Origin of the sequence: Paenibacillus sp. V4I7 (genome assembly GCF_030817275.1) — a bacterium.
GTDB lineage: Bacteria > Bacillota > Bacilli > Paenibacillales > NBRC-103111 > Paenibacillus_E.
The window spans coordinates 1,932,474-1,953,082 of the sequence record NZ_JAUSZD010000002.1 but is presented as its reverse complement, the minus strand read 5'-3'; the positions used below and the strand labels follow the sequence as shown (position 1 = coordinate 1,953,082).

The following is a 20,609-nucleotide window of genomic DNA, read 5'->3' as shown; positions in this document are numbered from 1 at the left end:
TCTAATAAATCTTTGTATCCGCGTTATAACTTTCTAAATTTTCTTTCACACGCTGTAGGAACCTGCCACAGATGACACCATCAAGAATACGGTGATCTAGGGACAAACAAAGGTTAACCATTGAACGAACCGCAATCATATCTTGAATAACAACAGGCTTCTTCACAATCGATTCGAAGGTCACAATGGCTGCTTGCGGGTAATTGATGATCGGATATGACAGAATCGAACCGAAGGAGCCTGTATTATTTACAGTAAATGTCCCGCCAACCATATCATTCAGCGATAATTTCCCCGCACGTGTTTTCTTCGTCAATTCATCAATTTCTCTGGCTAGTCCTGCGATATTTTTTTGATCCGCTTTTTTGATAACCGGCGTCATAACCGAATCTTCGGTACCAACCGACAATGAGATATTAATATCGCGTTTCACGATAATTTTATCTACAGCCCAAACCGAATTAATGATCGGGTAATCTTTAATCGCATTAACAACAGCCTTCAACATGAAGGCTAAATACGTCAAGTTAATCCCTTCGCTGCGCATAAATTCATCCTTCACTTTATTCCGCAGCACAACGAGATTGGTAACATCCACCTCTATCATTGTCCACGCATGTGGAATTTCAGTGACACTTTGTTTCATACGAGAAGCAATGGCATTACGAATTGGCGTAACGTCAATGAAATGCTCATTTCCAGCGTCTAATGAATGTCCTTCCGCTTCAATCAACGGCGTTTGCGGATTGGCGGATAAATGGATGCCGGAGCTGCGAACAGGCTGGTGGTCTTGCTGCGAATCCACTTGTGCTGCGGTTTGAGGAGCAAAAGCAGCTGCCGGTTGAATCGTTTGCACGGCGGCAGGAGCTGCTTTTGCTCCACCGGAAGCGATGAATTGCTCAACGTCCTTACGCGTAATCCTTCCGCCAAGTCCCGTCCCTGCAACACGAGACAAATCTACACGATTGTCTTGCGCAAGCCTGTGCACAGCTGGTGAATAACGACCCCGCATGCTTTGGTCTGAGTCTTCCGCTAGCGCGGCTCCAGCATGACTAGCAACTGCAGTTCCTGCGGTTGGTCCGTTAGCTAACACTGTACCCGGTTCTTCAATCAAACAAATGGCTTCGCCAACAGCAGCTGTTTCGCCATCGCCGACAATAATTTTTACCAGTGTACCTTCAATTGGTGAAGGCATTTCCGTATTCACTTTCTCTGTGAAAAGCTCACAAAGCACATCGTATTGTTCGATATAATCGCCAGGCTTCTTGAGCCATTTGCCTATTGTAGCCGAAACGAGGCTCTCCGCTAGATGCGGTACCGTAACCTCGGTTAGTCGGCTGTTCGTTTGGTTCATGGGTGTACCTCCTAAGTTCAGGAACTGATCAATTAAAGGAAATGAGATGTAAATTAGAACATAGCAAGCTTGTGCATGGCATCCTTCAGCTTATCTGGATTGAGCAGGAAAAATTTCTCCATGGGTGGATTGCTGCCCACAGCCGGAACATCCGGTCCGCAAAGTCTTGCGATAGGCGCATCAAGCTCGAACAGCATTTCTTCGGCGATAATCGCCGACACTTCTGCGCCAACGCCACCTGTTTTGTTGTCTTCATGTGCGATTAGCACTTTGCCCGTTTTCCTAGCAGCTTCCAAAATAGCCTCTTTGTCTAGTGGTTGTAGGGAGCGCAGGTCGAGTACATGTGCGGAAATGCCTTCCTTCGCAAGCTCTTCAGCTGCTTGTAATGCATAATTTACAACCATGCCGTAGGCGATGACCGTAATGTCCGTACCCTGACGCTTGATGTCAGCCTTGCCGATTGGCACGATATAATCGTCATCTGGCACGTCCGCAGATAACGCCAGATAGCACTTCTTGTGCTCGAAGAATAACACAGGATCTGCATCTCGGATTGCTGCCTTCAGCAGCCCCTTAGCGTCATATGGATTCGAAGGCGCTACGATCTTAACACCCGGCGTGCCGAAGAAAACAGATTCCGGACATTGGGAATGGTATAAGGCACCTGCTCCGGTCGCACCATAGGGAGCACGAATGACGATCGGGCATGTCCAGTCATTATTAGAACGATAGCGAATCTTAGCCGCTTCACTAAGAATTTGATTCGTTGCTGGGAAGATGAAATCAGCGAACTGAATTTCGGCGATCGGTTTCATCCCATACATCGCCGCACCAATAGCCACACCTACGATAGCAGACTCCGCTAGAGGCGTGTCCAGAACACGCTCTTCACCAAACAAATCACGCAGCCCTTTGGTCGTGTTCAAGACACCACCTTTACCAACATCTTCACCGAGTACGAAGACGTTATCATCCTGCTGCATTTCCTCTTGCATGGCAGATCGGATTGCTTCCAAATATGTAATTACAGCCATAATTTAGTTGTCATCTCCTTCCGCGTAAACATGAAGGAGAGTATCTTCCGGTTTCGGATAAGGCGCGAGATCCGCATACTTTGTAGCTTCATTAATCTCTTGCTTTTGCCGTTCCTGAAGGTCACGATCCTGATCTTCACTCCATAGTCCGCATTCCATTAAATATTCTTTGAATTTAAGGATGCCGTCTTTTTGACGGTTCTGTTCTACTTCTTCTTTTGTCCGGTACAGCATGTCATCATCCGACGTTGAATGAGGCATGAGTCGATAGGAAATCATTTCGATGAGCGTTGGACCTTCACCACGAGCTGCTCTTTCTCTTGCTTCCTTCGTAACCCGATACATTTCTAATACATCGCTGCCGTCTACTTGAATACCTGGGAACCCATACCCCAGCGCACGATCCGCGATTTTTCCAGCCACTTGTTTATGAAGAGGAACGGAAATCGCGTATTGATTATTTTCACAAACGAAAATAACAGGAAGCTTATGTACACCCGCGAAATTACAGCCTTCGTGGAAATCCCCTTGATTGCTTGAGCCTTCACCGAAGGAAACAAATGTGACGAAGTCTTGCTTTTTCATTTTGGCTGCAAGCGCGATACCAGCTGCATGCGGCACTTGGGTCGTAACAGGGGACGACCCCGTGACTATATGATTTTTCTTATCGCCAAAGTGACCAGCCATTTGTCTGCCGCCGCTGTTGACGTCTTCTGCTTTGCAAAAAACCGCAAGCATTAAATCCCTCACAGTCATGCCTACAGATAGTACAAACGCATAGTCACGATAATAGGGCAAGAAATAATCTTTTTGCGCTTTCATCGCAAAAGCCATCCCTACCTGACCGGCATATTGTCCCATTCCAGATACGTGAAAAGGTATTTTACCTGCGCGTTGAAGCATGAAAGCTCGCTCATCATATTTAGCAGCAAGACTCATAACTGTATACATACGAACGGCTTCGTCGTCAGACAAACCTAAACTTCTATGTTTATATAGTTGACCAATAGACATGGAGGTTGCCTCCTTTAGAAATTTTAGTACCACATAAATTTATTACCTGGTCCTAGTACTTGACTCTATATGCTTATTATAAACGCAAATGTTTATGATTACAATTTTTATCCGCTGATTGCAATCCCATCGACAGCCAGCATCGCTTCTCCTAATGCTTCCGACAAAGTTGGATGTGGATGAATGGTTTGGCCCACTTCCCAAGGCGTCGCATTCAGTACCTGGGCAAGCGCTGCTTCGGATATGCTGTTAGTCACATGCGGTCCAATCATGTGTACACCCAGAATGTCATTCGTTTCGCTATCTGCTATAACCTTTACAAAGCCATCTGTATCTCCATATACAAGTGCTTTTCCAATCCCTTTGAAGCTAAATTTGCCAATTTTCACTTTGTGTCCTTGGTCGACTGCCTGTTGTTCGGTCCAACCAACACTAGCTATCTCAGGTCTTGTATACGTACATTTTGAAACGAGATGCGCTTGCAGCTCATGCGGAGTTTGACCAGCTAGGTGTTCAGCTGCCAAAATCCCTTCATGACCAGCCATATGCGCCAGCATAAGTCCTCCAATAACGTCGCCAACCGCATAGATATGTGATTCTGTCGTTTGCATGAACCGATTCACACGAATGATACCTTTATCTATTTTAATATCGGTATTTTCAAGCCCAATTCCCTCAATATTGGCCACTCGGCCAACAGAAACAAGCACCTTATCTGCTGTTAATTCAACGATCTCCCCTTGCTTGTCCGCTTGTAAAGTAACACTGCCTTCCGACACCTTCACGGAATCAGGAAGCACTTTTGCTCCAGTAACGAGGTTAATGCCGCGTTTCTTAAACAAGCGCTCCAGTTCTTTGGAAATATCCGCATCTTCTAAGCTCACTAATCGTTTATCCAGCTCAACTATGGTAACTGCTACGCCGAAATCGCTCAGCATCGAAGCCCATTCTACACCGATCACACCGCCACCGACAATAATGATTGACTTCGGAAGATTCTCCATACGCAAAGCGTCTTCACTCGTTAAAATATGTGTACCATCGATCTCTAAACCTGGCAAACTACGCGGTCTGGAACCTGTAGCAATGATCAAATTACTCGATAGAAGCGTTTCGATATCCCCGTCTTCCTTCTCTACAGAAACGGCACCGCTGCGTGGTGAAAAGATAGAAGGTCCAATAATACGGCCATTGCCGTAATGGACGGTGATTTTATTTTTCTTCATCAGGAATTGCAGTCCTTGATGCAGTTGATCAACAATACGTTGCTTACGATTAAGCACACTGTCAAACTTCAGTTCAATAGACTCCGCAGTAATGCCATAATCCTCACTTTTCTTCATTGTTGCGTATACTTCAGCACTCCGAAGGAGAGATTTACTTGGGATACAGCCTTGGTGTAAACAAGTACCCCCAAGCTTGTCCCTTTCCACGACAGCCACCGTTTTCCCTAATTGTGCAGCCCGTATAGCCGCGGTGTAACCTCCAATACCACCACCTAGAACTACGACATCATATCTATGTTCACTCATTATGTATTTCCTCCCTATTAAACGATTACTACCTCATATGTATACACTTCTCTCTATTATATTACCCTTTTTTGGTCACCAAATCATAGTCTTATTTGTGAATTAGACACACTAACAGATTCAGAGTATGATGATAGAAAAACATGTATCATGCAAAGTAAGGAGCAGCTATGAGAGCACCATTTTATCGATTTATTGCTATTCTTCTTCTCGTTATTCCCGGTTTGACAGCCACCTATGGATTCCTTGCCATGAAGGACGCCTTTTTCGCTCAATTCGATACAGACGGTCATATCCTGTGGGGAAAGTTCATCCTAGGGTTAATTTTGTTTCTTCTAGGTGTTGCTTTTATTGGGGGATGGACGTTTTTCCGTGATCGTAAACGAAATTATGTGGCACCAAGATTTAAAGCTAACCGCCGCAAATAGACCGAACTTCAAGTCCGGCCTAAACGATCTAACCAATGAAGGAATCGGTTCTGTTCAATCATTTGCGTTATGGAACTCACCTCCGCTTTTTTGTGTAGGAAGCCGATTATTGAAACAATCACACATTGTGCCTCCCAAGGTAAGATCATGATGATTCCATAACCTAATGTAAAACCAAGTAGATTTGATCCGGCATCTCCAAGCATCCCGAAGCCACGAATATCAAGGCTATATAGGATCAATCCACCCATGCATACCGGGATCATTGGAAAAAACACACTCGTTTCCAAGCCCAAAACATACAGTCCCACAAGCAAAACCGCACAAGAACTACCCAAAAATGCTTTTAATGAACGACCTGGACGAACGTCAAGCAAATTCAAGGTATTCGTCATGAGTATTATCAGTATCAGCTCAACCCCCATCTGCCAGATGGGGGTTTGATCGTTTCCGACCGTTAAAACAAGCCATACGGCAATCGTTAATGTGCCTAACGCCTTAACGGCTCCCATCGACAAAGTCTTTGACTCCATCCAATACCGGAAGTGTCCCTTTAAACCTTTTACGGCTTTGCTGCCTATTAAATCATCTGTCCAACCTAATAAGAAAATGAATGTTGCGGCAAAGGTGAATACCCGATTATTCTCTTCAAGCAAACTCAGTTCTTTCAGCAATGTAGTTTCGCCCATCAAGCCGGAAGATTCTAAACTTACGGCACCTTGAAGAATCAGCTCCTGAAGCCATAAGAGCAGCCAAAGAACGACCCCCATCCCGCGAGGGATGGTATGGCCAAGATAGTTCGGCCCCACCTGCCCATGGGCCTCCAGAAAGCGCCTTACGTGCGGCAGCATCCACCACCCTGCCGCTCCAAGCACAATCAGATCGAGGATCGATCCGATGAGAACCATACCCGCTTCCTCTCCTTCCAGCGAGTCAGCAGCGTCAAACCAACCGCGACGAATTGCTTGCCGCGGTGCACACATCCGTGCCAATCCCGTCCCGTCTCACGGTGCGTAATCGGCACGTCCAGCTCCACGATGCGCAGGCCATGCCGCACCGCATCGATTGTTAGCGCGACTTCCACGCCGAAGCCGCGCGCGAATCCTCCAAGCTCCCGCAGCCGATCAGCACGCACCGCGCGCTGTCCCGACAAGGGAGCTTCGGTCTTATAGCCGCTGAGCCGGTGAATACCGCGGCGGGCCAAGCCCTTGACCAAGCCGAAGCCTGCTTTGGCGCTGGACGGCGGCAGCTTCGCTATCGCCATATCCGCTTCGCACCGCAGCAGCGGTTCGATGAGGACGAGCGCCTCCCCGGCAGTATCCTGAAGGTCGGCGTCAAGGAAGAGCAGCAGATCTCCGCTCGCCTTGGCGACACCAGATTGCATGGCCGCTCCTTTGCCGCGGCGGCGATCATGCTTGACCAGCTTGTCCACCCAAGGCCAAGCAGCCTCATAGGTATTATCGACGCTGCCATCGTCGACCACAATAATTTCGAATCTCATCCCCGCTCCCCTAATAAAGTCGGCCTGATTCAACAGATGTTGAAGTGTACTGGGAATCCTGCTTGCTTCATTCCAAGCTGGAATAATGATGGATAGATATGGCTTCATCCTTCACCTCCAAGCTTCCAAACAACATGAGAAACTCGTTTCAAAATCCAGTGAAGCTGAAAAAGCCCTAAAGCAATAAAGAAAAGGGAAAGAAGAACAGTGGTGCCTACCTCTTTCGTCCATAGAAATGGCTGCTTATACAGAGCGCCTATACTTTTGATATCGACCAAACGCGCCCCTACCTTCATCCGAACAAGAAGCGTGCTTCCCATGCCTTCCCTCCCTTTTTCCAGAAAATCAATCATATGGGTATGCGCGCCAACCGTAACTAGCCACTCCCCCCGCTGCTCAAAGGCAAGTAAAAGCGCAACATCTTCACTGGTTCCGAAGCAAGGCAGTACATGCGCGAATAACCCTAATGCAGTTATTCGAGCCATTCCCGGTGCCGTTCCATTCGGGTAAGCATGGACAATGATCTCCGCGCCGCACGAAAGTGCTCGATCCGTCACACTGTCCATATCGCCTACAATAAGATGCGGTTGATAACCGCACTCGAGCAGTGCATCGGCTCCCCCGTCTACCCCAATCAGAATCGGCTTGACCTTTGAGATAAATGCTTTTGCGGCAAGTAAATCTTTCTTATACCCATTCCTTCTGGAAACAACCAACACATGCCTACCCTCGCAATTTACCCTTAGGGGGAGTGAGGGCAGTGGCTCCATAACAGCTTGCTTCTCCCGAATAGCATAGGTTAACGTATTTTCAATAAATTGCTCTAATAGCCTTGAGGATTGATCATTCGCAAGCTGCTGTAAGCTTATCCAATTCTCACGTGTAAATGCGGTACAGGAGATATGCTGATCTTCGACGATGATCCTATCCTCATAAATCGCAATATCCTTATTTGATTCAAAGGCTTCGAACGCCGACGACTCTACTTCCCAAATCGGTATATGCTGCTGCAGCAGCAGCAGAGGGCCTTGGGTCGGATAGGTACCACTCATCGTTTGATGGCAATTAATGATCGCTTTGACTTTACGATCGATGAGTTCCTGTGCAATGACTTCATCCAGGTCACGGTGCTTAAGAACAACGATTCGGCCTGGAGGCAAATCACGCAGCAATACTTTCGTAATCACTCCTACGCTAATCTTCCCTTTGCAGAGCGGCAGCGGCTTCGAAGAAAACAATGACAACGAGGGCCAATTCATGATAGACACCGACTTTCCTTTCGTCTCTTGGCCTGCTTATTTTGCCCTTTGCCACTATATTCTATGTATATTTTACCCATCCAATGGCAAGTATTGGGTTATATTCTTATTGAAAGGAGATGAACCATCCATGGAGCTAAACATGAGCGCAGACGAAGTGTTAGGCCACATTGTACAGCTTCACAACACCGGAGAGTCGCTAGCCAAAAAAAATGTGAAGAAGCTGCATCCTGATCTTATGAAAAACGCCCTGTATTACTACCCTAGCTGGGAGCACGCCTTACAAAAGACAGGAGTGGGCAACATCATTCACTAAACATACATAGGATTGCACACAAAGAGCTCCGAAGGGGATTCATCCTCTTCGGAGCTCTAATTGATCAACGTTCCTTGCTTCGTTATTCAATAACTTCCCATTCAACTTGCACCATGCGATCTACCCATGTACGGATTTTTATTTCAATCGCACTTTCAATTTCTTCATCCGTCATTTCACCAAGTTTATATTCCGCTATTTCAAGTACATCCTGCTTAACCATTTCGCCCGACACAGCTAGTTGAATTTGAATACGCAAGCCCTCACCCTTTTCTAAATGAAGTGAATAAATAATATATAATTGAAAAGAAAACTTTCCATTGCAGCTAGGCAACTGATTACTTACAATTAACAAGAGCAACAATCAAATTTGTAAGAGGAAAAGAGGAATCCCAATGTCCCGAACCCAAGCACAAAAAAATCGACAACGAAGTTTACGTGAAGGCAAGCTCGATCCTGCTATCAATCGACTGCACTGGCATGGAGTCAACCCCGTATCCAGAACGACGCCTACACTGAAACAATTGCTAACTAAACAAAATCATAAACACAAAACAAGGAATTTGAACCATTCGCATGGGGACGATTCCTTTTTTCATGCTTCATTTATCTCTTTGATTGTGATTCCTTGTTCGGCTGCATAACGGACTAACGCTTCTCTTTCCGCACGACGAAACGTATAGTTACAGTCAAACCCGTTAAAGAACAGCTTCCACTCCTTCACAACGCCGTTATCTCCCAGCTCTAACTCCGCTACATATAAGGAATCAGGTTCATCTTCAAACTGAAGGCCGATGTGGAGCTGTACCTTCCCTTCAGTCATTTCCTGCTCACAATAGTCCATAATCACGCGTGTAGGTCCTCCTATTGAATTAAATCTTTTTTATTTATATAATATACTAATGCGCACAAGCTAAACAACGAGGTGAGACTTTGATCTCCGATCAATGATCCCTAACGACAATGCTAGTTTATGCTTTAAGCTTACGTAGAAAGTTTTGCTAAAGCAAAACTCTTAGGAGGAATTACAATGGCATACGATCCGCAAGTAGTAGATGCAACAATAGTTAGTGATAATAAAAAAAATGGTCTATTCGAAGTCGTTGTCTCACTGAAAGACCGCAACAAATGCCGTCTTTTCTTCGAAAGAGATTCCGAAACCGGTATCGGCAAAGTGACTGATTTGAATAGATTGATGAAAGAACCTTGCCCGATTTGCCGCAAAGATTACCTTTGCAACTGTCTTGACCGCTATAAATATTCCATTGCGGATCAAGCTCTAACCTTCATAAAATAACGGCATGACGAAACCCCCTAGCTAACTCGGCTAAGGGGTTTCATTGTTAGTTACGACTTTGTTGATACTGCTTACACGCATGAATCCATTCCTTCACCATGCTCGGATTTGATGCGAAATGCAAATGTGTATAACCGGCAACAAGATTCCCGGTGAGATACCCATCTGCTTTGGTTCCAAGCCGGCCCTTCGATAGAAAGGCAGCTTTCACATCCGCACCCTCATTCACTTGAAAAGTTGAATAATGAAATTCATGGCCGCGAGCCTCTTCACCTGCAGGTAGCAAGAAGTTCTCTTCTACACCTGTAGCCTCGCGGTAACCTAAAGCTGCTAACTTTGTCTGCATCGTGACTTTTCCGGGGATCAAGCCAACCATTGGAAATTCAATTCCTGTCGTATCTACAATTTGTTCCGTGAGGAACATAAATCCACCGCATTCAGCGAGTGTCGGAATACCTTCCTCAATTCGGCAGCGGACAGAGGCCTTAACCCCTTCTTCGGCAGCTAATCGCTCGGCGAATTCCTCGGGAAACCCTCCACCAATATAAAGTCCATCTGCATCAACAGGAACCTCTTCACCTGCAAGCGGCGAAAAGAATACACATTCCGCACCTCCTGCCTCTAACAGTTCCAGATTTTCCGGATAATAAAAGTGAAATGCGGCATCTTTCGCAATCGCGATTTTAACTCGTTTAGGTGCCTCAAATTGATCATTGCTAGTAAATAAAACGGGCTTGCACTCTATTGGCTCAGCTTTGGCTAAATCCAATAAAAGGTCCAAATCTATATGTGACGTCATTTTTTCAGCCAAAAGCTCAAAAAAAGGTCGGAGCTCGCCTCGCTCAATCGATGGAACCAGACCTAAGTGCCTTTCAGGAAGTTCAATGTTCGTGTCACGAGGCAAATAACCAAGGACAGGAACACCGCATTCCTGCTCGATAGCTTGCTTAACCATCTTATAATGCCCTTCGCTGCCTGCTCGATTGGCAATGACACCTACAATGTTATCGCCTTGACCAAACTGCTGATAGCCTTTCACGATCGCAGCGGCACTTCTTGCCATACTCGCAATGTTGACAATTAACACGATCGGAGCACCTAGTATGCGTCCTATATCCGCTGTACTGCCTTCATCAGTGAGTGGGTTTTTGCCATCGAACATCCCCATAACACCTTCGATAATCGATATATCTGAAGCTTGACTTCCGCGGTCAAATATTTCCTTCACCGCTTCACGCCCAGTCATCCATGAATCCAAGTTGCGTGAAGGCCTTCCCGTCACAGCCGAATGATAGGTTGGATCGATATAATCGGGACCACACTTAAATCCCTGAACCGTAATTCCTCGTTTCTGTAACGCAGCCATAATACCGATGGTCAAAGTGGTCTTCCCTACACCACTTCCTGTGCCTGCAATCACAATCCGCCGATCCATCACAAGCCACCTCGTTCGAATGAAGCAGAATCAGTAAAGTCGAGTAATCCCACAGAAATTGTGACATTTCCTGATTTTTTCTTAATTAAAGTTAGTTTGTCTTGGCCCGTGTAAAGCTTAACAGCCGGCTCACTTACTGCATACGCTCCTGTAAACTGATACACAGTCTCAGAAGGTTCCTCGATGGTCACTGTATTCAACTCTTCAGGTGTATAGGTGATGAACTCCCAGCCGTGATTACGCGTAACCTCAAGCAAGCCTACTTCGTCCTTCTTCAAATCGATCGTGCAAACGGCTTTCACGCTTCGTATGGAAAATGAAAGCTCTTCAAGTGCTACTTGTATGACTTGTTCAATTTCATCAGCTGGAGTTCCGCGGTTACAGCCTATTCCGAGAATGATAACTTTCGGCCTGTACAGTACACCATTAGTTAGAATGCTTTCCTCCTCTGGCCCCAGAAGTCGATGCGTGATGAGCAGGACGGCATTCGGCTCGCTTGCTCGACCATCCGAAATCGATGTGAATCGCCTAATATTAGCGGGTATAGGTCGCTCATGCGTCCACCAATTCGGTTCACCCGATTCCTGAATAACAGCAATTCGCTCTTCATTAACGACAGCAGCGCTGACCGGGGTCAGTTTATCTGCCGAGTCCCAAACCCAGCCGAAACGACGGCCGAAGAGATCGACAGGAATCGTTTTCTGAACATCCGATGCCGTCGTAATCACAGCCCTTGCATCAATAGCAGCTGCAACCTCATGAGTTAGCTCATTCGCACCACCCAAATGCCCAGAAAGCATGCTGATGACATGCTCCCCATTATCATCAATAACAACAACACCAGGATCTTTCTTCTTATCTTTCAATAATGGAGCAATCATACGAACAACGGCACCTAGGGAAATTATGATTATAAGTCCTTGGTAGGCGGGAAAAAGCGCAGGAAATAATAAACGAACACTACCCTCGAACATTTGTATCGAGCGCTGCTCTTCATCACCTTTGACGAACTTGCTCATGTAATAGACATCCGTGCCGCTCATTTGCTCATTCAGCTTACGTGCAATCTCGACACCATGCTTCGTAATAGCTACGATTGCATAGTCATTTTGCTGTCGTATAACAGGAATGACTCCCTCTTGAAGACTAATCGTCATGGCTTAATACCTCTGCGGAAGCGGTGTGTAAATGATTTATCGTATAACTTGGAGCGATACTCCTCTTTGCCATGAATTTCCGGATCCAGCGCCCAGCCTGCCAGAATCATCGCATGCGAACGGATACCAAGGCTCCGCATATCCTCTTCAAGCTTTCCTACTGTTGTACGAACTATTAACTGATCTGGCCAAGTAGCACGCTGAACGACCGCAACAGGTGTCTCCTCGCTCCACCCCGCCTCTATAAACTCGCTAACAACTTTCTTGATTAAAGTTGCACTCAGGAACAAAGCGATTGTACAATGATGTGCGGCAAGATCGCGCAATTTCTCAAGCTCCGGCACTGGCGTTCTACCTTCTGCTCGAGTTAGAATAACCGTTTGGGTAAGATCTGGAATCGTGAGCTCTGCGCCAACAGCCGCGGCTGAAGCAAAAACAGAGCTTACGCCTGGAACAATTTCATAGCCAATGTTTTCTTTACGCAGCAAAGCGATTTGTTCCATCGTTGCACCGAACATAGCCGGATCTCCGGTATGCACGCGCACGACCATCTTCCCCTGTTTAAGGCGGTCGACTATGATGCCAACCATTTCCACCAATTCCATGCCGGAGCTTTTCAGCACTTCTGCTTCAGGCTTCGCCTTAGCGATCAACTCTTCATTCACAAGAGAGTCTGTATACATCACAACATCTGCTTGTTGAAGAAGTTTTAGGCCTTTCACAGTGATCAAATCCGGATCTCCCGGTCCCGCACCAATAATATAGAGTTTCATCTATTTTCTCACCACCATCAAGGTTAAATATTCTAATTCTCGTCCTTGCAGCTCTTCCACATTACGCCAAATTTCTTCCTCTGAGGAAGTGACTTTGGTTAAAACGGATGCTTTATTCACGAGTCCGAGATCGTGAAGTACAGATAACATCAAATCTATCACTTTAGCAACCTTGATGAACACGACACAATCATGTTCTTCGATGGCTTTGCGCATCTTGTCGTAGTCGTCCATAGCCGGGACGATGGCAATTTGCTCATCACCATCCGCTAAGGGGATGCCCAAACGGGAAGCAGACGCGTTAATGGAAGAAATCCCTGGAATGGAGACAGCCTTTACTTCAGGATGCCGTTCGTTCATAAGCCGCATCAAGTGAATATAGGTGCTGTAAATCATCGGGTCGCCCTCCGTCACGAAGGCAACATCTTTCCCTTGCACCAAATGTGCCCAAACACTTTCAACAGTCTTCGTCCACTGCATTTCAAGCGCTTCTTTATCCCTTGTCATGGGAAAAGTGAGCCCCATCATTTCTTTTTGCTCCGTATTCACATACAGCTCCGTAATCGCTAGCGCATAGCTCTTCGCTCCACGCTTCTTTCTTGGGTAAGCAATGACCGGACATTCTTTTAACAATCGAAAAGCCTTGACCGTAATTAATTCCGGATCGCCTGGGCCAACACCCAAACCATACAGCGTGCCGAGTTTACTCATCGCCTGTTCCTCCCTCAATATCTGTCTGCTTGCGCTGCGCTGTGATGATGTAGATCGGATTCAGTGCGTCGAATCGTTTCATATGAAGGATAGGCTTGCTGCGCGATACTTGTACAAGCGATATCTGCGTTGTGAAACCGACCTTCGCAAACGTCTTATCGGCCTCGTATAGCGTCTCTATCGTCGCTGCATTCAACACAATCCTGCCATTCGGTTTCAGTCTAGCAGCACAAATTTCTAGCAGCTCTTGCATCTCTCCACCGCTTCCGCCAATAAAGATGGCATCCGGATCTGCAAAAGTATCGAGACCCTTTGGTGCTCTGCCATGGACAGCCGTAAGATCAACACGAAACTTGGCGCTGTTTTCCAGGCAATTTTGGAGATCGTCTTCGTTTTTCTCAATGGCAAATACGGCACCCTCACGAGCTATGCGTGCCGCCTCAATGGCTATTGATCCTGTACAAGTTCCAATATCCCATACGACACTATCCACTTGTAGAGCTAATTGACTGATACTTAATACGCGAATTTCTTTTTTGGTTATTAGTCCTTTATCCGGTTTGCGTTGGGCGAACTGATCATCTTCAATGCCAAGCGGCCAAACAGGACCTGGGCCTTGTTTTTTCAAAATAACCACATTGAGCGGTGCAAATGTTTCCGTGGCAAGCTGGTCCAAATCGTACCAACCATAGCGTTCTTCGGCTCCGTCCAAATTCTCTGCCACAAAGGCACGATACTCGGTCATGCCAAAAGAAAGCAAATAAGCCGCAATCGCACTCGGTGAATTCGATTCATCCGTGAGCAGGGCCACTTTTTCCTTCCCGTCTATTCGCTGCGCCAAGCCCTTGATACTCCGTCCATGAACGCTTGTGATATAAGCATCGTGCCAGCTTTCCCCCATCCGGGCAAAAGCCAGTTGAATCGAGCTAACAGCCGGATAAATGTGCACACCTTCCAGCTTCTTCTCTATATAACCGCCAATCCCATAAAAAAGCGGGTCGCCCGAAGCCAAGATGACAACGGAACGTTCTTCTTTCTGAAGTTTTCTCATGAGCTCTGGCAAGCTGCCTTTTATGACGATCTTCTCGCCTTTATATTCAGGAAAAAAGGCAAGATTCCGCTCTCCGCCAACAAGCAATTCACTTTCATTAATCCAGTTGATATATAAAGGGAGCAGGCTCCCTTGTCCGTTATCGCCGATACCTATCACTTTCACGCTTCTACTCATTCGTATGTCAACTCTCCATTCTCGCTTCGCTTCACCATCGCCGATTTCCCTAAGAGTTCGGCTTTCATCGAAATGATCACTGTTTCTATGAAATCAAACCCGTCTCTCGCAACCTCTTCTAGTCCAGCTAAGTTGCAGCGCTCACATAGCCGCTCAAAATATCGCAAATTCCCCGTAGAAGCCATTAAATCTCCAACCTGTGAAGCTGTGTTGGCACCTCTGATTTCTTCAACAAGCGCATCGGACGCTTCCGATTCGATCGCGACCTGCGCAAGAAACCCAAAATCAACCGGAGCGCTCTTCGAATGCACCATCATCACACCTTGTGCCACCTTAGAGAACTTGCCCATCATGCCCACCAACGTCACCTTACGAATGCCTTGTCTTTGGGCTTGGATCAGAGCAAACCCCACGAAATCGCCCATCTCGATAAATGCCTCCTCCGGAAGCTCGGGATACATGCTAATCCCGAATACTTCCGTCCGGCCGCCGGTCGAGAGCACGAGATGCTTGCAGCCGCATTTCACGGCTACGCGAATCGCCTGTGCAACACTGGCCTTGTAGGCCGCACTCGAGAATGGCACCACCGTGCCACGGGTACCGAGAATCGAGATGCCGCCGAGGATGCCAAGACGCCCGTTCAGCGTCTTCTTGGCGATTTCTTCGCCGGCGGGCACAGATACGAGCACGTCTACACCGTGCGCGATCTCGTAATGGTCAAGCACTTCCTGCACGGTTTCGCGGATCATTTTCCGCGGGACCGGGTTGATCGCCGCTTGACCGATCTCGACCGGCAGGCCGGGCTTCGTCACGCGCCCGACGCCAATGCCGCCATCGATGCCGACGCCAGGCTCGGCACGGAAGCTTACGCGCACGATGATCTCCGCACCGTGCGTCGCATCGGGATCATCGCCGCCGTCCTTAATGACGGCGGCTTCGCCCCACAGCTGTGTGAACGTGCAGCTGTGCAGGGCAAATTCAACCGTCTCCCCGATCGGGATACGGATATGCACGTGCGTTTGTGGCGCTTGCTCGATGAGCGCCACTAGTGCTGCTTTGGCTCCTGCGGTTGCGCAGGAGCCGGTGGTGTAGCCGTGGCGCAGGGGCTTGCCCGGTTCTTCCACCATCGGCGCTACTCCTTACGCGTCGCCATAATCGACAGCGCGTTGACTGCTGCAACGGCAACGGGACTGCCGCCTTTACGGCCAACGTTCGTGATGAACGGAATGTCCAGCTTGGCTAGTTCATCCTTCGATTCCGCTGCGGAAACGAATCCAACAGGCACACCGACGATGAGCCCCGGCTTCGCAATTCCTTCTTTGACGAGTCGAATCAGCTCCAGCAGGGCTGTCGGTGCGTTCCCGATGGCATAAATAGCTCCATCTGCTTCCTTAATCGCTTTGCGAATTGAAATAATCGCCCGTGTCGTGTTCAGACGCTTGGCTTCCTCCATGACATCCTTATCCGAGATATACACTCTGACATCGCCGCCGAATTGCTCAATACGCGGCTTACTAATGCCGACTTGTACCATCTGAACGTCAGCCACAACGATTTTACCAGCCCGAATGGCTGCAATACCTGCTTCGATTGCTCTCGGGTGAAAAACAAGACTGCGTCCTAATTCAAAATCCGCTGAAGCATGAATCACACGCTGTACAACTGGATATTGCTCCGGAGTAAACGTATGCTCGCCTAATTCTTCTGTAATCATCTCAAAGCTTTTCTCTTCAATTTCTTGTGGTTGTACCGTTAATGGTTTAAAATCCGTATGAAAATCCATCCTATTTAGCCCTCCTTATGAATGCTATCGTTTATAAATTGTATAACGCCTTGAAAGTCAGAATAGAGCGTCCCATATTCAAGTTCAGGTCTGCCTATCACAATACTCGGAATACCCATTTCCAGCGCTGCTTCAAGCTTCTCATCCACGGCTCCGACTTTCCCGCTTTCTTTCGTTATCATCAAGGTAACTTTGTAATGGTCATAAAGAGCTTTATTTAACTCTTTGGAAAAAGGGCCTTGCATAGCCACAATATTTTTCTGCTCAATACCCAGTTCTTCACATTTCTCCATATTATCTTGGCGAGGAAGCATCCGCGCAATGAGCCTCGTATCGGGAAGCCCAATCAGACGATCAGCAAAAATCTTCAACGTTTTGCTGCCGGTAGTCAGCATAATGCTGCCGCGCTTTTCAGCCGCTAACTCTGCAGCCTGTTTATAATCATCAACCGTCGTGATGAGCGTTCCCTGCTCGATGGACAAGCTTTGACGTTCGAAACGCACATAAGGTACAGCAGCCAGTTTAGCAGCCGCCATCGCATTCTTCGACGCTTCCTCAGCAAACGGATGGGTCGCATCAACAACCACGCGTAAGCCTTTATCTTGAATTAGCTGGTTCATATCTTCCGCGGTCAGGCGACCTGTGAGTACTGGAAGCCCTTCCGCCTCCATGCTCTTCGCTGCGCTTTCGGTCACAACTGTTGTGAGAACAGCATATCCTTCTGCGCGAATTCCTAACGCCAGCTCCCTAGCGTCACTCGTACCTGCAAGAACGAGAATCATCGTCTGTCACCTCTTGAATGAGCATGAACATGGTCATGATGATCGTGATCGTGGTCATGCTCGTGTTTGTGATCATGGTCGTGATGGTCGTGATGGTGATGATCGTCATGATCATGATGGTGATGATGATCGATATGCTTCATCGCCTCTAGACGATATTGGCACATGTCGCAGTTCATCTTCACTTCATCCTGAAGCGCTTCCTGCGCTCGTCCAATCAGAATCTCTTGCAGCAGTGGATGGAAGCCAAAATAAGGAGCCATCTGGAATTGTTTATCTGGATATGTCTCCCGATATCCTTGAACCATTTGATCCATACGTTGAATCAAAACGCCTGTGAACAGGAAATAAGGCAAAATGATTACCTTCTTCGCACCGAGCAGCAAACAGCGCTCAACCCCATCATCCATCAGAGGTGCTGTAACTCCAATAAAGGCTGTTTCCACCCATTTTACCTGAAGCTTCTCCCAGAATAAGCGAGAGATTTTAAACAGATCGCTATTCGCGTCTGCATCACTGCTTCCACGCCCAACAATAAGTAAAGCTATTTCACCTAAGTCCTCTTTCACTTGAACTCCGAGATCTTCTACCCTGGAGGATAAAATATCGAGAATTTGTTCGTGTACCCCAATAGGTCTGCCGTATGTAAATTTCACAAAAGGATATTTTAATTTCGCATCATCAATAGAAGATGGGATATGAATTTTCGCATGCCCGGCCGCAAATAAGATAATCGGAATGACCACGATATGAGTAGCCCCTATTTCTACACAGCGATCAATTCCTTGCATGATCGTTGGTTGAACAAATTCTAGGAAACAGGTCTCTACAATTTGCTCTTTCATCTTACTCGCTATTTCCGAAACAAAGAGGCGAACTTCCTCATTCCCGCCTTCTTCCCGACTCCCATGACCCACAAATAAAACAGCATTCATCCTTTATTTCCCCCTAATTCTAATCGCCGCAAATGGCATTTTCGATAACGAAACCTACCATTTCTTGATGGCGGTAGCCTTCAATTTCTTTAACACGCTTGAAAAATTTATGAAACCGTTCATTCGGATGTCCTTCTTTTTGGTAACGTTCTACAATCCTGCCAACTAATTCGACAAGCTCCCCAGGGTCAATTCCTTCTGCAACGGGCTGAGCCGCATGCGCATTTCGACCTACCGTTTTTCCGCCAAGAAACAGATCAAATTTCTCTTTACGGTAGACGATGCCGATATCTTGCTGAACAGCCCCATAACAAGCCATTCCACACCCATTGAACCCAATTTTCAACTCTTTAGGTACTTCTAGATGGCCAATTCGGTGATGGATGGCTTCCGCATAAGGAATAGATTCACCTTTTTCCAAATTACAAAAGTCGCATGCTTTGATTTGCGCAACATCGCCAATCGGAGACAACAATAAACCAAGTGCACTTAGCTCGGATGTAATCTGCTTAGGGTTATCGGTTTGCACACGAACAATCAGTTGATGATGCGGTGAGTATTCAATATCTCCACGATCCCCAACAATCTCGCCTAACGCACACAGTTGGGCTGCTGTTAACTTTTTATTCGCGATTCCGGGGCTTACTGCAAACTCAAAGATAGATTGGGTCGCAGTCAGCTTATTGTCAAATTCAAAAGGCAACTCTTCATTCCCTTTGGATACTAGCTGCAAGGCTTCTATTGCAAGCTGTAAGGAATTACTAGGTGACAAAATCGGTGATGACTTCAGCTGTGAAAGATCTCTATTTTCAGTAATCTTATCATCCAAGAGTTCATCTTCATCGTCGAACTCCCCCATGGATTCATCCCAATCCTGCTCATCCAATTGTTCCAAAGCCCAAGGCTCAGCCTCGGATTTCAACCTTTGATGTGGTTTAAGCGGCTGTGTTTCGGCCCCTAATGTGTATTTCCGCTGATAACCGCGCGGTGTAATCATGAGACCGTCATACAGCTTGGTTGCGGAATTACCAATAATAATGGTCGTTAACATGCCAATATCATGATTCAGCATATCAGCCAATGTCGTCACAACAACATGCTCGCGATCTCGATACGCGCTTTTGACAATCCCAACAGGTGTTAAAGGAGAACGATACTTAAGGAGAATGCGCTGAGTCTCAACGATTTGTCTGGTCCGTCTACCGCTTCGCGGGTTATAGAGGGCAATAACGAAATCAGCCATCCCTGCTGCATCAACCCGCTTCGCTATCAGCTCCCATGGTGTAAGATGATCACTTAAGCTAATCGTGCAAGAATCATGCATAATTGGAGCGCCTAGCAGAGATCCAGCCGAATGAACAGCTGAAATGCCAGGAATCACTTCTACTTGAACGCCATCCTCACGGGTCCAGCCTTGTTCCATCAATACCTCATAGACAAGACCGGCCATCCCATATACCCCGGCATCTCCACTGGAAATAACGGCAACCTTCTTCCCCTGCTTGGCTTGCCGCACAGCCTCTTGCGCACGACTCACTTCTTCCGTCATGCCTGTTCGAACTACTTGCTGTTCGGTTAACAGACCTGAGATAAGATCCACATAGGTGTTATATCCGATGATAACTTCACTTTCCTGAATCGCTTCCCTTGCACGCTTCGTAATATGTTCAAAACTCCCCGGCCCAAAGCCAATAATGAGCAGTTTTCCTGACAATTTGCATCACCCTTCCCCGTAATTACACAAACAAAAAAAGCATCCCTAACATAAGTCATGTTAGAAACGCTTGGTAAATTACTACAGTTAATAAAACCAGAAGTAACCGCTCTCTAACACTCCCTAATTCCACGTAGGGTAATTGTGTTGTTGAATTAGGCAGGTCTCCTGACTTAATCATCCCCTTGCACCTTCCCAGGTTGTTACCCAGTGGCATGTTGCAAGCAGTTTCCGTAATAAACGGCGATTTTTACAGTGGCGGGTCCGTGCCGGTATTTCACCGGTCTTCCCTTTTAACCATACACCCGAATGGATCTATGGCACCTAATTCCTTTGATATGCAATTACGATCATCC

The 20,609-nt window shown here is 46.9% G+C and carries 22 protein-coding genes and 1 riboswitch; of the genes, 3 read left to right on the top strand and 19 right to left on the bottom strand.

The annotated features are described in order from the left end of the window. Nucleotide 1: 1 nt before the first annotated feature. The 4 genes from QFZ80_RS09990 to lpdA all read right to left on the bottom strand — a co-directional run bounded on the left by QFZ80_RS09990 (nucleotide 2) and on the right by lpdA (nucleotide 4,934). Nucleotides 2-1,354: a dihydrolipoamide acetyltransferase family protein gene (locus QFZ80_RS09990; RefSeq protein ID WP_307547030.1), complete on the bottom strand. Its 1,353-nt coding sequence runs from the start codon at nucleotides 1,352-1,354 to the stop codon at nucleotides 2-4. 53 nt (nucleotides 1,355-1,407) lie between these two features. Beyond that, nucleotides 1,408-2,388 (bottom strand): alpha-ketoacid dehydrogenase subunit beta, encoded by a 981-nt coding sequence (locus QFZ80_RS09985; protein ID WP_307547032.1) that lies wholly within the window; start codon nucleotides 2,386-2,388, stop codon nucleotides 1,408-1,410. A 3-nt stretch (nucleotides 2,389-2,391) separates the two neighbouring features. Next, on the bottom strand, nucleotides 2,392-3,402 hold the full coding sequence (locus QFZ80_RS09980; protein ID WP_307547034.1) for a thiamine pyrophosphate-dependent dehydrogenase E1 component subunit alpha: 1,011 nt from the start codon (nucleotides 3,400-3,402) through the stop codon (nucleotides 2,392-2,394). A gap of 107 nt (nucleotides 3,403-3,509) precedes the next feature. Beyond that, nucleotides 3,510-4,934, bottom strand: a complete 1,425-nt coding sequence (gene lpdA / locus QFZ80_RS09975; protein WP_307547037.1) for a dihydrolipoyl dehydrogenase — start codon at nucleotides 4,932-4,934, stop codon at nucleotides 3,510-3,512. A 170-nt stretch (nucleotides 4,935-5,104) separates the two neighbouring features. Between lpdA and QFZ80_RS09970 the strand changes: the two genes are divergently transcribed. After that, nucleotides 5,105-5,362, top strand: coding sequence for a DUF2627 domain-containing protein (locus QFZ80_RS09970; RefSeq protein ID WP_307547039.1), 258 nt, complete (start codon nucleotides 5,105-5,107; stop codon nucleotides 5,360-5,362). A gap of 8 nt (nucleotides 5,363-5,370) precedes the next feature. Here QFZ80_RS09970 and QFZ80_RS09965 read toward each other — a convergent pair whose 3' ends face one another. From QFZ80_RS09965 to steA, 3 genes are read right to left on the bottom strand one after another with little or no spacing between them, the layout of a single operon-like run. Then, on the bottom strand, nucleotides 5,371-6,270 hold the full coding sequence (locus QFZ80_RS09965) for a hypothetical protein (protein ID WP_307558693.1): 900 nt from the start codon (nucleotides 6,268-6,270) through the stop codon (nucleotides 5,371-5,373). After that, nucleotides 6,240-6,971 carry a glycosyltransferase family 2 protein gene (locus QFZ80_RS09960; protein ID WP_307547043.1) on the bottom strand — a complete coding sequence of 244 codons (732 nt, stop codon included), beginning with the start codon at nucleotides 6,969-6,971 and terminating at the stop codon, nucleotides 6,240-6,242. The genes QFZ80_RS09965 and QFZ80_RS09960 overlap by 31 nt, the downstream gene beginning before the upstream one ends. After that, nucleotides 6,968-8,122: a putative cytokinetic ring protein SteA gene (gene steA, locus QFZ80_RS09955; protein ID WP_307547045.1), complete on the bottom strand. Its 1,155-nt coding sequence runs from the start codon at nucleotides 8,120-8,122 to the stop codon at nucleotides 6,968-6,970. Before steA ends, QFZ80_RS09960 begins: the two co-directional genes overlap by 4 nt. A 130-nt stretch (nucleotides 8,123-8,252) precedes the next feature. On the opposite strand from steA, the gene QFZ80_RS09950 reads away from it, so the two are divergent. Next, nucleotides 8,253-8,438: a hypothetical protein gene (locus tag QFZ80_RS09950; RefSeq protein WP_171643455.1), complete on the top strand. Its 186-nt coding sequence runs from the start codon at nucleotides 8,253-8,255 to the stop codon at nucleotides 8,436-8,438. A gap of 82 nt (nucleotides 8,439-8,520) precedes the next feature. On the opposite strand, the gene QFZ80_RS09945 is transcribed toward QFZ80_RS09950, so the two are convergent. Together QFZ80_RS09945 and QFZ80_RS09940 are read right to left on the bottom strand one after the other, a co-directional pair. Continuing rightward, nucleotides 8,521-8,697, bottom strand: coding sequence for a hypothetical protein (locus QFZ80_RS09945; protein ID WP_164826760.1), 177 nt, complete (start codon nucleotides 8,695-8,697; stop codon nucleotides 8,521-8,523). 336 nt (nucleotides 8,698-9,033) lie between these two features. Continuing rightward, nucleotides 9,034-9,288, bottom strand: coding sequence for a hypothetical protein (locus QFZ80_RS09940; protein WP_307547047.1), 255 nt, complete (start codon nucleotides 9,286-9,288; stop codon nucleotides 9,034-9,036). Nucleotides 9,289-9,468: 180 nt separating this feature from the next. Here QFZ80_RS09940 and QFZ80_RS09935 point away from each other — a divergent pair, with 180 nt between their 5' ends. Next, nucleotides 9,469-9,735 (top strand): hypothetical protein, encoded by a 267-nt coding sequence (locus QFZ80_RS09935; protein WP_029192924.1) that lies wholly within the window; start codon nucleotides 9,469-9,471, stop codon nucleotides 9,733-9,735. A 46-nt stretch (nucleotides 9,736-9,781) separates the two neighbouring features. Here QFZ80_RS09935 and QFZ80_RS09930 read toward each other — a convergent pair whose 3' ends face one another. The 10 genes from QFZ80_RS09930 to cobJ are packed head-to-tail and all read right to left on the bottom strand — an operon-like array spanning nucleotide 9,782 to nucleotide 20,253. Further along, on the bottom strand, nucleotides 9,782-11,170 hold the full coding sequence (locus tag QFZ80_RS09930; protein WP_307558690.1) for a cobyrinic acid a,c-diamide synthase CobB: 1,389 nt from the start codon (nucleotides 11,168-11,170) through the stop codon (nucleotides 9,782-9,784). Beyond that, entirely contained in the window at nucleotides 11,170-12,327 is a 1,158-nt protein-coding gene (locus tag QFZ80_RS09925; protein WP_307558688.1) for a cobalt-precorrin 5A hydrolase, read from the bottom strand. Before QFZ80_RS09925 ends, QFZ80_RS09930 begins: the two co-directional genes overlap by 1 nt. Then, nucleotides 12,324-13,100, bottom strand: coding sequence for a precorrin-4 C(11)-methyltransferase (cobM, locus tag QFZ80_RS09920; RefSeq protein WP_307547050.1), 777 nt, complete (start codon nucleotides 13,098-13,100; stop codon nucleotides 12,324-12,326). The genes QFZ80_RS09925 and cobM overlap by 4 nt, the downstream gene beginning before the upstream one ends. Continuing rightward, nucleotides 13,101-13,811, bottom strand: coding sequence for a precorrin-2 C(20)-methyltransferase (gene cobI, locus QFZ80_RS09915; RefSeq protein WP_307558686.1), 711 nt, complete (start codon nucleotides 13,809-13,811; stop codon nucleotides 13,101-13,103). Next, the gene (gene cbiE / locus QFZ80_RS09910) at nucleotides 13,804-15,039 is read right to left on the bottom strand and encodes a precorrin-6y C5,15-methyltransferase (decarboxylating) subunit CbiE (RefSeq protein WP_307558685.1); all 1,236 of its coding nucleotides are present in this window, start codon (nucleotides 15,037-15,039) and stop codon (nucleotides 13,804-13,806) included. Before cbiE ends, cobI begins: the two co-directional genes overlap by 8 nt. After that, a complete protein-coding gene (locus QFZ80_RS09905) occupies nucleotides 15,036-16,166 on the bottom strand; it encodes a cobalt-precorrin-5B (C(1))-methyltransferase (RefSeq protein ID WP_307558682.1) in 1,131 nt (376 codons plus the stop codon). Before QFZ80_RS09905 ends, cbiE begins: the two co-directional genes overlap by 4 nt. A 5-nt stretch (nucleotides 16,167-16,171) precedes the next feature. Beyond that, nucleotides 16,172-16,822 (bottom strand): precorrin-8X methylmutase, encoded by a 651-nt coding sequence (locus tag QFZ80_RS09900; RefSeq protein ID WP_307547057.1) that lies wholly within the window; start codon nucleotides 16,820-16,822, stop codon nucleotides 16,172-16,174. Nucleotides 16,823-16,827: 5 nt separating this feature from the next. Next, nucleotides 16,828-17,604: a precorrin-6A reductase gene (gene cobK / locus QFZ80_RS09895; RefSeq protein ID WP_307558680.1), complete on the bottom strand. Its 777-nt coding sequence runs from the start codon at nucleotides 17,602-17,604 to the stop codon at nucleotides 16,828-16,830. Further along, complete coding sequence (locus QFZ80_RS09890; protein WP_307558678.1) at nucleotides 17,601-18,539, bottom strand: sirohydrochlorin chelatase; 939 nt, start codon at nucleotides 18,537-18,539, stop codon at nucleotides 17,601-17,603. Before QFZ80_RS09890 ends, cobK begins: the two co-directional genes overlap by 4 nt. A 19-nt stretch (nucleotides 18,540-18,558) precedes the next feature. Continuing rightward, the gene (gene cobJ, locus QFZ80_RS09885; protein WP_307558676.1) at nucleotides 18,559-20,253 is read right to left on the bottom strand and encodes a precorrin-3B C(17)-methyltransferase; all 1,695 of its coding nucleotides are present in this window, start codon (nucleotides 20,251-20,253) and stop codon (nucleotides 18,559-18,561) included. Between the two features lie 141 nt (nucleotides 20,254-20,394). Beyond that, nucleotides 20,395-20,596: riboswitch (cobalamin riboswitch) on the bottom strand. Nucleotides 20,597-20,609: the final 13 nt, after the last annotated feature.

Excerpts from the sequence above, each read along its gene's own strand:
- QFZ80_RS09990 (WP_307547030.1), bottom strand. The coding sequence starts at position 1,354 with ATGAACCAAACGAACAGCCGACTAACCGAGGTTACGGTACCGCATCTA.
- QFZ80_RS09985 (WP_307547032.1), bottom strand. The coding sequence starts at position 2,388 with ATGGCTGTAATTACATATTTGGAAGCAATCCGATCTGCCATGCAAGAG.
- QFZ80_RS09980 (WP_307547034.1), bottom strand. The coding sequence starts at position 3,402 with ATGTCTATTGGTCAACTATATAAACATAGAAGTTTAGGTTTGTCTGAC.
- lpdA (WP_307547037.1), bottom strand. The coding sequence starts at position 4,934 with ATGAGTGAACATAGATATGATGTCGTAGTTCTAGGTGGTGGTATTGGA.
- QFZ80_RS09970 (WP_307547039.1), top strand. The coding sequence starts at position 5,105 with ATGAGAGCACCATTTTATCGATTTATTGCTATTCTTCTTCTCGTTATT.
- QFZ80_RS09965 (WP_307558693.1), bottom strand. The coding sequence starts at position 6,270 with ATGGTTCTCATCGGATCGATCCTCGATCTGATTGTGCTTGGAGCGGCA.
- QFZ80_RS09960 (WP_307547043.1), bottom strand. The coding sequence starts at position 6,971 with ATGAAGCCATATCTATCCATCATTATTCCAGCTTGGAATGAAGCAAGC.
- steA (WP_307547045.1), bottom strand. The coding sequence starts at position 8,122 with ATGAATTGGCCCTCGTTGTCATTGTTTTCTTCGAAGCCGCTGCCGCTC.
- QFZ80_RS09950 (WP_171643455.1), top strand. The coding sequence starts at position 8,253 with ATGGAGCTAAACATGAGCGCAGACGAAGTGTTAGGCCACATTGTACAG.
- QFZ80_RS09935 (WP_029192924.1), top strand. The coding sequence starts at position 9,469 with ATGGCATACGATCCGCAAGTAGTAGATGCAACAATAGTTAGTGATAAT.
- QFZ80_RS09930 (WP_307558690.1), bottom strand. The coding sequence starts at position 11,170 with ATGGATCGGCGGATTGTGATTGCAGGCACAGGAAGTGGTGTAGGGAAG.
- QFZ80_RS09925 (WP_307558688.1), bottom strand. The coding sequence starts at position 12,327 with ATGACGATTAGTCTTCAAGAGGGAGTCATTCCTGTTATACGACAGCAA.
- cobM (WP_307547050.1), bottom strand. The coding sequence starts at position 13,100 with ATGAAACTCTATATTATTGGTGCGGGACCGGGAGATCCGGATTTGATC.
- cobI (WP_307558686.1), bottom strand. The coding sequence starts at position 13,811 with ATGAGTAAACTCGGCACGCTGTATGGTTTGGGTGTTGGCCCAGGCGAT.
- cbiE (WP_307558685.1), bottom strand. The coding sequence starts at position 15,039 with ATGAGTAGAAGCGTGAAAGTGATAGGTATCGGCGATAACGGACAAGGG.
- QFZ80_RS09905 (WP_307558682.1), bottom strand. The coding sequence starts at position 16,166 with ATGGTGGAAGAACCGGGCAAGCCCCTGCGCCACGGCTACACCACCGGC.
- QFZ80_RS09900 (WP_307547057.1), bottom strand. The coding sequence starts at position 16,822 with ATGGATTTTCATACGGATTTTAAACCATTAACGGTACAACCACAAGAA.
- cobK (WP_307558680.1), bottom strand. The coding sequence starts at position 17,604 with ATGATTCTCGTTCTTGCAGGTACGAGTGACGCTAGGGAGCTGGCGTTA.
- QFZ80_RS09890 (WP_307558678.1), bottom strand. The coding sequence starts at position 18,539 with ATGAATGCTGTTTTATTTGTGGGTCATGGGAGTCGGGAAGAAGGCGGG.